Annotated in this window: 11 protein-coding genes and 1 pseudogene; 9 read left to right on the top strand and 3 right to left on the bottom strand. The window is 74.3% G+C overall.

What is annotated here, in order from left to right; genetic code table 11:
- The 3 genes and pseudogenes from ABT106_RS28760 to ABT106_RS28750 all read left to right on the top strand — a co-directional run.
- Positions 1-1,259 (top strand): annotated as a pseudogene (locus tag ABT106_RS28760) (hypothetical protein); the annotation flags it as partial.
- The gene (locus ABT106_RS28755; protein WP_351283076.1) at positions 1,256-2,239 is read left to right on the top strand and encodes an ABC transporter ATP-binding protein; all 984 of its coding nucleotides are present in this window, start codon (positions 1,256-1,258) and stop codon (positions 2,237-2,239) included. The pseudogene ABT106_RS28760 and the gene ABT106_RS28755, both read left to right, overlap by 4 nt.
- Before the next feature lie 124 nt (positions 2,240-2,363).
- Positions 2,364-3,842: a condensation domain-containing protein gene (locus tag ABT106_RS28750; protein WP_351283073.1), complete on the top strand. Its 1,479-nt coding sequence runs from the start codon at positions 2,364-2,366 to the stop codon at positions 3,840-3,842.
- A 36-nt stretch (positions 3,843-3,878) separates the two neighbouring features.
- Here ABT106_RS28750 and ABT106_RS28745 read toward each other — a convergent pair whose 3' ends face one another.
- Entirely contained in the window at positions 3,879-5,099 is a 1,221-nt protein-coding gene (locus tag ABT106_RS28745) for an RNA polymerase sigma factor (RefSeq protein ID WP_351283079.1), read from the bottom strand.
- Between the two features lie 69 nt (positions 5,100-5,168).
- Positions 5,169-5,525, bottom strand: coding sequence for a YciI family protein (locus ABT106_RS28740; protein ID WP_351283070.1), 357 nt, complete (start codon positions 5,523-5,525; stop codon positions 5,169-5,171).
- Positions 5,526-5,727: 202 nt separating this feature from the next.
- Here ABT106_RS28740 and ABT106_RS28735 point away from each other — a divergent pair, with 202 nt between their 5' ends.
- Positions 5,728-6,102 carry a DoxX family protein gene (locus ABT106_RS28735; protein ID WP_351283067.1) on the top strand — a complete coding sequence of 125 codons (375 nt, stop codon included), beginning with the start codon at positions 5,728-5,730 and terminating at the stop codon, positions 6,100-6,102.
- 190 nt (positions 6,103-6,292) lie between these two features.
- Here ABT106_RS28735 and ABT106_RS28730 read toward each other — a convergent pair whose 3' ends face one another.
- A complete protein-coding gene (locus ABT106_RS28730) occupies positions 6,293-6,562 on the bottom strand; it encodes a hypothetical protein (protein WP_351283065.1) in 270 nt (89 codons plus the stop codon).
- 119 nt (positions 6,563-6,681) lie between these two features.
- Here ABT106_RS28730 and ABT106_RS28725 point away from each other — a divergent pair, with 119 nt between their 5' ends.
- The 5 genes from ABT106_RS28725 to ABT106_RS28705 all read left to right on the top strand — a co-directional run.
- Positions 6,682-7,020, top strand: coding sequence for a thioredoxin family protein (locus ABT106_RS28725; protein ID WP_351283063.1), 339 nt, complete (start codon positions 6,682-6,684; stop codon positions 7,018-7,020).
- A 201-nt stretch (positions 7,021-7,221) separates the two neighbouring features.
- Positions 7,222-8,409 carry a cytochrome P450 gene (locus tag ABT106_RS28720; RefSeq protein WP_351283061.1) on the top strand — a complete coding sequence of 396 codons (1,188 nt, stop codon included), beginning with the start codon at positions 7,222-7,224 and terminating at the stop codon, positions 8,407-8,409.
- 32 nt (positions 8,410-8,441) lie between these two features.
- Positions 8,442-8,636 (top strand): ferredoxin, encoded by a 195-nt coding sequence (locus ABT106_RS28715; protein WP_351283058.1) that lies wholly within the window; start codon positions 8,442-8,444, stop codon positions 8,634-8,636.
- A gap of 200 nt (positions 8,637-8,836) precedes the next feature.
- The gene (locus tag ABT106_RS28710; protein ID WP_351283055.1) at positions 8,837-9,190 is read left to right on the top strand and encodes a DUF1304 domain-containing protein; all 354 of its coding nucleotides are present in this window, start codon (positions 8,837-8,839) and stop codon (positions 9,188-9,190) included.
- Positions 9,187-9,568: TetR/AcrR family transcriptional regulator (locus tag ABT106_RS28705; protein ID WP_351283053.1), on the top strand; the 382-nt coding region annotated here is incomplete at its 3' end. The genes ABT106_RS28710 and ABT106_RS28705, both read left to right, overlap by 4 nt.

Raw genomic sequence — 9,568 nt, 5'->3', positions numbered from 1 at the left:
GGCGCCTCGTGCGCACCGACCGGATCGAGCTGGACATCGACGGCCCGCTGACGGCGGTGCCGGAGCTGGTGAGCCACCCGTCCGACGACGGTCACCCGACCGACACCGTCACCGCCCTGCCGCTGGTGGCGCTGCTGCTGGCGGTGACCACCGCCGGGTTCGGGGTCACCGTGCTGGGCTCGGTGGACTCCTCACGGCTGGAGGCGGCCCGGCAGGCCGTCGGCGGCGACAGCCGGATCCTCGCGCGGGAGGGCGACCCCCTGCCGCAGGAGCTGGTCCGGGCCGCCGCCGCGCTGCCGGGAGTGCGTACCTCCGTACCCGTGTGGACGAGCGACGACGCGTTCCTGTTCGGCGCCGCCCAGGGCTCCCCCCACGTCACGGTGGTCGTCGCCGATCCGGTGGCGTACGCCGACCTGGCCCGGACGGCCGGGCGTGGCGGATTCGATCCCGGCGTCCTCGCGGCGGGCGGCCCCGGCTCCCCCGTGCCGGCCCTGTTCAGCAGTGACCTCGTCGGCCCGGCGGGCGCGGGCCCGGAGGCACTGCGGCTGCGGGTCGGCGGTGACGAACTCCGGGTCAGGGCCGCCGCCGTGGTGGACGGGACGCCCGCGCTGGACGCCTCCGCGAAGGCCACGATCGTGCTGCCGGCCGGGCCGGCGGCCGCGGCCGTGCCGGGGTCCGCCCGGCCCAACCGGTGGTTCGCGACCGGCCTCACCGACGATGCCCGGCTCGCGGGGCTGGTCACCTCCACCGTTGCGGGGGCGACGGCGGAGCAGTACCGGACCGCCACCAGCTCCGGCATCGTGGCCGGGCTGGCCGCGGACCCGCTCCAGCGGTCGGCCGGCCGGCTGTTCTGGGCCTCGCTGGCGGGCGCGGCGGGCTTCGCCCTGCTGGCCGTACTGCTGACCCTGGTCCGGGCCGCGCCCGAACGGCCCGCGCTGCTGGCCCGGTTGCGCACCATGGGCCTGCGGCCCCGGCAGGGTGTGGCGCTGATCCTGGCGGAGGCCCTGCCGCAGGCGCTGGCCGCGTCGTTCGGCGGTGCGCTGGTGGCACTGTCGGCGGTGGCCCTGCTCGGGCCGGCCGTGGACCTGTCCACGCTCGTCGGCTCGCCGGTGCCGACCGGGCTGCGGCCGCACGTGTGGCCCGTACTGTCCCAGTCGCTGGGCCTGGCGGGCCTGGTGTCGGCGGTCGTGCTGGCCGAGGCCGCGATATCCGGCAGGCGACAGATCACCACCGAGTTGAGAGCGGGAGACCAGCGATGAGCAGCGAGGCGCCGACCTACCAGGAGCTGCGGCAGCGGGCGCTGGCCGCCGCCGCACCCCGCGGGCACGCGGCCGGGACCGCGATCGTCTGCGACCGCCTGGTCCGCGTCTTCACCACGGCCGGGGTGGAGGTCCAAGCCCTGCAGGGGCTCGAAATGACCGTCGCACAGGGTGAGTTGATGGCGTTGGTCGGTGCTTCGGGCAGCGGGAAGTCCACCTTGCTGGGCATTCTCGCCGGGCTGGACGTCCCGACGGCCGGTAGCGCCACCGTCGGCGGCTACGACCTGCTGGAGATGTCCCCCCGGGACCGGCTGCGCTACCGCCGCGAGGCCGTCGGCTTCGTCTGGCAGCAGACGGCGCGCAACCTGCTCCCTTTCCTGACCGCCGCGCAGAACATCGCGCTCCCGATGCAGCTGCGGGGCGGCCGGCGAGGAGCGGCCCGGCGCCACGCGGCGCGCACCGCCGAGCTGCTGGAGGCCCTGGACATCGCCGACCTCGCCGGCCGCCGGCCCGCCGCGCTCTCCGGCGGCCAGCAGCAGCGGGTGGCCATCGCCGTCGCCATGGCCAACGATCCCGCCGTCCTCCTGGCAGACGAGCCGACCGGGGAGCTCGACTCCGAGACCGGGGCGGCGGTCTTCGAGGCCTTCCGGACCGTGAACCGGGAACTCGGCGCGACGGTGGTCATCGTCACCCACGACCCCCTCGTGGCCGGTGAGGTCCGGCGCACGGTCGCCATGCGCGACGGCCGCACCAGCACCGAGGTGCTGCGGCGCACCGTCACCGACGAACACGGCGGCGAATCCGTGAGCGAACGCGAGTACGTCATGCTCGACCGCACCGGCCGCGTCCAGCTCCCGCACACGTTCCTCGAGGCCCTCGGCATGGAGCACCGCGTCGCGGTCGATCTCGCCTCCGACCACATCGAACTCCGCCCGGACAGCCACGGCGCCGCCGGTGGCTCCGGCGAGTCCGGCGCCTGAACCGCGCGCCGCCGGGCCACCCCGCCACAGCGCTTCCCCGGCTCCGCCCCGAGTGTTCCGTCACTTACCCGGCCCGGGGGTCGTTAGGGCCTGGGGGTTGACTCGGGGGCGAAGGGATGACGGTATGCGGCAGTTTCCTCTGGAGATGCACCACGTGACACCCGGTCGGGTGGTCGAGTGGCGGTTGCGGTCCACGGCGGCGGAAGCCGACGGCCGGGGCGAAGGGGCGGGCAGGAGGGCGTCCTTCAACCAGGACAAGCACTTCACCGTCGCCGAGGAGAGCCGGGCCGCCGACGACCCCGTCGCCTCGTGGCTCGCGGTCACCTTCGAGGTGGCCGGGGCACTGGACGAACCGGCCCTGGCCCGGGCGCTGCTCACCTTCGTGCAGCGCCACGAGGTGCTGCGGTGCGCGTTCCGGCGGCTGGCCGGGGAGCTCGCCTGCGAGCCCTTCGCACCCGGCGAACTCGCCCTCGACGCCGAGCACGTGGGGACGTTCGACACCTCGGAGCGGCTGCGCGGCTTCCTCGTCGAGCGGTTCACCCGGAGCATCGACACCCTGTCGTGGCCGCTGTTCGTCATGGGCGCGGTGCTCCGCGAGGACTCGGCCACGGTCTACCTCGCCTTCGACCACATCGTGTGCGACGGCATGTCGATGCCGGTGGTCGTCCAGGAGGTGATGACGGCGTACGAGGCCCTGTGCCGCGGCGAGGAGATCGAGGCCCAGGCCGCGCCGAGCTACCTGGACTTCGCGGAGGAGCAGCGCCGCCGCTACCTGTCCATCGACTCCGACGACGGGCGGCTGGACTACTGGAAGTCCTTCATGGGCCCGGAAGGGGAGTTCTTCCCGCGCTTCCCCCTGGACCTCGGCGTGGAGCCGGGCCGGATGTACCCGATCGTCAACGAGGCGTCGCTGCTGCTGGACTCCGGTGAGGCGGAGGTCTTCGAGAAGACGTGCCTGTCGGTCGGCGGCAAGCCGTTCATGGGGGTGCTCGCCTCGGTCGCGGTGTGTCTGCGCGAGGCGGGCGGGCCCGGGGTCTACCGGGGGCTGATGCCGGTCAGCGAGCGCGGCCGCGATACGTGGGCGGACTCGGTGGGCTGGTTCGTGAACACCATGCCGATCGAGTTCGACGCCTCGCCCGGCCGGGACTTCGGCCAGGTCATGGCGGGGGTCCGGGCCGGGTTCGGCGAGATGATCGGGCACATCGACGTGCCGTTCGTCCGGGCGTGGGAGCTGCTGGCCCCCGAGGACTTCGCCGCCCGGTCCTGGCCGTACCCGGTGAACTTCTTCTCGTACATCGACATGCGCAAGTGCCGGGGCGCCGAGCGGCACGACGAGTGGCGGCCCGCCACGCACGTGTGGTCGGCGCGCGCCAACGGGGCGTGCTCCTGGTTCCAGCGGGACGCCGAGGGGCTGCACATGAACTCGCTCTACGTGGACACCGCCGCGGCCCGGCGCACCATGGGCGACTTCCAGGAGGCACTGAGCCAGACGGTCCGGGAGGTCACCCGCTCCGGCGGCTTCGGCCGGCCCATCGCGCTGACCGCGCCGCGGCGCCCGGCGCGGACGCCGCTCGACGTGGCCGCGTTCGCCCGCCGCGGCTGAGGCGGGGCGGCCGCCGCGAACCGGTTTCCCGCCCGTTCAGAGGCGGGCGGCGCGCTGGAGGAGCAGGGCGCGCTCCTGCCCGTTGTGCGTGAGGGTGGCGGCCCGCTCGAACTCCGCACGGGCCTCCGCCGGGCGGCCGAGCCGCTCCAGCAGGTCGCCCCGTACGCTCGGCAGCAGGTGGTAGGCGCGCAGGGCGGGTTCCGCCGCCAGGGCGTCGACCAGCGGCAGCGCCGCCTCGGGCCCCTGGGCCATCGAGACGGCCACCGCCCGGTTCAGCTCCACCACCGGGGACGGGACGAGGAGGACCAGCCTGCCGTACAGGGTGGCGATGGCCGTCCAGTCGGTGTCCTGGTAGCGGACGGCCGCCGCGTGGCAGCCGGCGATGGCGGCCTGGACGGAGTACGGGCCGGTTCCCGCGTGCCGCATCGCCGCGATGCCCCGGTGGATGAGCATCCGGTTCCACTTGGACCGGTTCTGGTCGGCGAGCAGCACCGGCTCGCCGGCGGGGCCGGTGCGTGCGGCGGTCCGGGAGGTCTGGAACTCCAGCAGGGCGGCGAGCCCGTGCACCTCGGGCTCGGCGGGCATCAGGGCGGCCAGGACGCGGGCGAGGCGCAGGGCGTCCTCGCACAGGGCCGGGCGGACGAGGTCGTCGCCCGCGGTCGCCGAGTACCCCTCATTGAAGACCAGGTAGATGACCTCCAGCACCGAGGCGAGCCGCTCGTCGCGGTCGGTCCCGTACGGCACCTCGAAGGGGACGCCCGCCTTGGCCAGCGTCCGCTTCGCCCGGACGATGCGCTGGGCGACGGTGGCCTCCGAGGTGAGGAAGGCGCGGGCGATCTCCTGGGTGCTCAGTCCGCCCATCAGGCGCAGGGTGAGGGCGATCCGGGCCTCGGTCGCCAGGACCGGGTGGCAGGAGGTGAAGACCAGCCGCAGCAGGTCGTCGTCGATGTCGTCCGGGTCGGCCGGCTCGGCGGGCGGCGGCACGTCCTCCAGGGTCCGGCCGACCTCCGCGAGCTTGCGCGCGTACGTCTCCTTGCGGCGGACGAGGTCGATCGCGCGGTGCTTGGCGGTGGCCGTGAGCCAGGCGCCCGGCCGGTCGGGGACGCCGGTGGCGGGCCACTGCTCCAGGGCGGCGACGACGGCGTCCTGGGCGAGTTCCTCGGCGATGCCGACGTCCCGCACGATCCGGGCGACGGCCGCGATGATCCGCGCGGACTCGATCCTGAACACCGTTTCGACCGCCTGGGCCGTACTCACTGCCGTCACGGCCACCCATCAGAGCAGCCGTGACGCGGCAGGGCAAACGCGGCGCGGGACGCCGCCGGGTCACATCTCCTGGATCTCGCGCACCTCGGCGCTGAGGTTCCAGTGGGCCGGGTGGATCTCCAGGAACCGCTTGGTCCACTCGATGGCCTCGGCCTTGTCCTTGCACTGGCTCAGGGAGTAGCCGCCGACGACCTCCTTGGTCTCGGTGAAGGGGCCGTCGGTGTAGCTGATCTTCCCGCCGGACCAGCCGACCCGGGTGGCCTCGGAGGTGGGGAGCAGCCCGGCGGTGTCGAGCATGACCCCGGCCTTGGTGATCTCCTCCAGGAGGGCGCCCATGCGCTGCTCGAAGTCGGCGGGGAAGCCCTCGGTGGGCTGGTTCTGCTCGTCGATGCGGATCATCGTCAGGAAGCGCGGCATGGTGACTCCTCGGTCGCGAGGGCGGGGCCGTTCCCCGCCTCTCACCTCTGCGTCGAACGGGAGGCGTCCGGATCGACAGCTCCCGGAAGATTCTTCAAAGAAACTTCGGGAGCGGCCACCGGACCGGCCGTCCGGACCCTCCCCCCGGCTGCTACCCGCGAGTAGGATCGGCGGGCCCAGGCCGCTCCCGAGAGGAAACCCGATGCCGCGCCCCTCCTCCCCCCTGCTCCTCGCCGGACTGCTGGCCGGGTCCGCGGTCGCCCACGCGGCCCTGCCCCGGCCGTTCGACGCGATGGTCCCCCGCTCGCTGCCGGGCCGGCCGCGGCAGTGGACGTACGCGAGCGGGGTGGCCGAGCTCGCCCTCGCCGCGGGCGTCGCCCATCCGCGGACCCGGCGTACGGCGGCACTGGCCGCGGCGGTGTTCTTCGTCGGGGTCCTTCCGGCGAACGTGAAGATGGCCGCCGATGCCCGGCGCGGCTCCCCCGCCGCCCGGGCCGCGACGCTCGCCCGGCTGCCGCTCCAGGTGCCGCTGGTGCTGTGGGCCCGCAGCGTGAGCCGCAACGCGGCGGGCCGCTGAGGCGTCCGGCACGTACCCGTATCCGGCACGTCCCCGGATCCGGCCCGCATCCGGTCGCGGGGCCTCGCCGGAAGTGCGGTACGAGCCCCCGGTCACACGTCGGCGGACCGGGGGCTCAGTCGGGTCGGCCGACGCGGACACGGACGCCGACGCCGCCAGCGTCGCGCGGACACCGGTCGGCGTTCGGCCGTCAGCGGCTGTCGCCCGTCCAGTCCCAGCGGCCCGGATCGGCGGGGCGGCGCCGGTAGTGGGCGCGGCCGCCGGCGCCGTAGCGCCCTATCTCCGTGGGGAGGCGGGCCTCTTCGGCGAGCTGGGGCGCGCTCCAGCCGGTGACGTCGAGAAGGAGCCCGTCGAGGGGGCCTCCCACGAGTTCGCCGTACACGTGGCCGGGGCGGGGGCCGGGGTCGGGGTCGTCGTGGTCGGCGCCGTAGACCCGGCGCCGGAGCATCCTGTCGTCCATGGGCCCAGCTTCACAGGCGCCACTGACAACGGGCCCGGCGCGGGCCGCCGCGCCGACCGGCGATGATGAGGGGCGGCCCGGCGACCACCGGCGGGACGCGCGAGCGAGGAGCGGCACGTATGGCACGTCGGGTACACCAGCCACTGGAGGACCAGGAGTTCGACTTCATCCTCTCCATGACGCCCGGGCCGGTCCTCGCCTACTTCTGCGGGACCTGGCCCAAGGCCGTCGAGGGCTGCCGGGCGATGGACGCGGTCGTGGCCGAGCTGTCCCAGGAGTACGGGACGCGGTTCACCGCCGTACGCACCGACATCACCCGCTGCCCCGGCCCGACCAGGCGTTACGGGGTGACCGGCGCCCCGACCGCCGTGCTCCTGAAGGACGGCGCGGCGGTCGCGAGCCAGGCCGGACCGATGACCCGCGAGGAGTTCCGGGAGTTCCTGGACGCGCATCTGTAGGACGCCCGCCGCCCACCGCCCACCACCCTCTGCCCACCTCCACCACCCACCCACCCACCGGACGCCCCCCGGATTCGCACCCCGCCGACTGGGCTCTGTGGGCGAACTTGGGTGATCTGGCCGAAAGTGGCATAGGGCGGATAGGTGCCTCAGGCATGTAATGGAGTCCGGCAAGACGGAACCATCGCAGCGAGGTGCTTCATGTCCGAGACCGTCGCGTTCCCCCAGGACCGAACCTGCCCCTACCACCCGCCGGCCGCGTACGAGCCACTGCGGCAGGGCCGCCCGCTCTCCCGGGTCACCCTCTTCGACGGACGCTCCGTATGGGTCGTCACCGGGCACGCCGAGGCGCGCGCCCTGCTCTCCGACGGGCGGCTGTCCACCGACCGCGAGAACGCCGCGTTCCCCACCCCCACGAAGCGGTTCGCGGGCCTGAAGGTCCGGCGCACCGCGCTGCTCGGGGTCGACGACCCCGAGCACAACATCCAGCGCCGGATGCTGATCCCCAGCTTCACGCTGAAGCGGACCGCCGACCTGCGCCCGCGGATCCGCGAGACCGTGGACCGGCTGATCGACGGGATGGTGGCCGCGGGGCCGCGGGCGGAGCTCGTGAGCGCCTTCGCCCTGCCGGTGCCCTCGATGGTGATCTGCGCCCTGCTCGGAGTCCCGTACGGGGACCACGAGTTCTTCGAGGGGCAGTCGCGGCGGCTGCTGCGCGGACCGGAGGCCGCCGATGTGGAGGACGCCCGGCGGCGGCTGGACGCGTACCTCGTCGACCTCGTCGAGCGCAAACGCCGGGAGCCCGGCGAGGGACTGCTCGACGAACTGATCGCCCGGCGTCTGGAGACCGGCGAGATCGACGTCGAGGAGCTGGTCTCGCTCGCGGTGATCCTGCTGGTCGCCGGGCACGAGACCACCGCCAACATGATCTCCCTCGGCACCTTCACCCTGCTGCGGCACCCGGAACAGCTGGCCGAACTGCGGGCCGAGCCCGAGCTGATGCCGACGGCCGTCGAAGAGCTGATGCGGTTCCTGTCGATCGCGGACGGGATGCTGCGGGTGGCCACCGAGGACATCGAGGTCGGCGGGGTGACGGTCCGCACGGACGACGGGGTGGTCTTCTCCACGTCCGTCATCAACCGCGACGGGGAGGTCTTCGACGAACCCGACCGGCTGGACTGGCACCGGCCCAACCGGCACCACCTGGCCTTCGGCTTCGGCATCCACCAGTGCCTGGGCCAGAACCTGGCCCGCGCGGAGATGGAGATCGCCCTGTCCGCGCTCTTCGAACGGCTCCCCGGCCTGCGGCTGGCGGCCGATCCGGACCGCATCCCCTTCAAGCCCGGCGACACGATCCAGGGCATGGTCGAACTCCCCGTGGCGTGGTGAGGGGCGTGGTGCGGGGCGGGCCCGCCGGCCGCGTGGCGATCAGCATCGACACCGGGGCGTGCATCGGCGCCGGACAGTGCGCGCTGACCGCGCCCGGGGTGTTCACCCAGGACGACGACGGCATCAGCCAGCTGCTGCCGGGCCGTGAGGACGGCGCGGGCAGCGCACTGGTCCGCGAGGCCGCCCGGGCCTGCCCGGTCTCGGCCATCTCGGTGGGGGCGGCCTGAAGGCCGGCAGCCGGAAGCCGAAGGGGGCCGGGCCCGCCGGAGCACACCGCCGGCCCCGGCCCCGCACGCACACCAGCCCTCGCACCCGCACCCGCACCCGCACCCGTACCCGCCGGAAGGACTTCCTGTACAGTTGTCCAGGAAATGGGGGCGCCGCCACGGCCATCCCCGCCCGACCCTTCCGAGAAGTGGAGGCGGCCATGCACGCGGTCGCTCACGTCCTCATCGGCCTCGTCGCCGCGCTGCACGCGTACTTCCTGGTCCTGGAGATGTTCCTGTGGCAGCGGCCTCCGGGCCGCGCCCTGTCCGGCTTCGACGCGGACACCGCCCGCCTCACCGCCCCCCTCGCGGCCAACCAGGGCCTGTACAACGGCTTCCTGGCCGCCGGCCTGGTCTGGGCGCTGGTCATCGACTCGCTCGCCACGCAGATCTTCTTCCTCGTCTGTGTGATCATCGCCGGGGTCTACGGGGCGGCCACCGCCAACAAGCGCATCCTGTTCGCCCAGGCCCTGCCGGGCGCGCTCGCCCTCGGCGCCGCGCTTCTGGCCGCGTGACCTCCTCCGTACGCCCCGAGGACCCCCGTACGGCCCGTACGAAGGCGAGGCTGCGCGAGGGCCTCCTCGCCGAGTGCGCGCAACGGCCGCTCGCCGAGGTGAGCGTGTCCGCGGTGGTCCGCCGGGCGGAGGTCGGCCGCGCCACCTTCTACCTGCACTACGAGGACCTCACCGCGCTCGCCGTGGACGCGTGCGCCGATGTGGTCCACGCCGGGGTCGACGCCCTGCACGCCTGGCAGACCGGCCCCTCGGCGCGCGCCCCGGCGCGGCCGCCCGCCGCGCTGGCCGAGTTCCTGGCCGGGGCGGCCGGGCGGGCCGCCCTGTACCGCACTCTGCTGCTGCCGGGCGGCGGCGGCCCCCTCGGCGACCGGCTCCACC

Origin of the sequence: Streptomyces sp. NPDC002044, assembly GCF_040296725.1 — a bacterium.
GTDB classification, from domain to species: domain Bacteria; phylum Actinomycetota; class Actinomycetes; order Streptomycetales; family Streptomycetaceae; genus Streptomyces; species Streptomyces antarcticus.
This window is presented reverse-complemented; position numbering and strand designations above follow the sequence as displayed.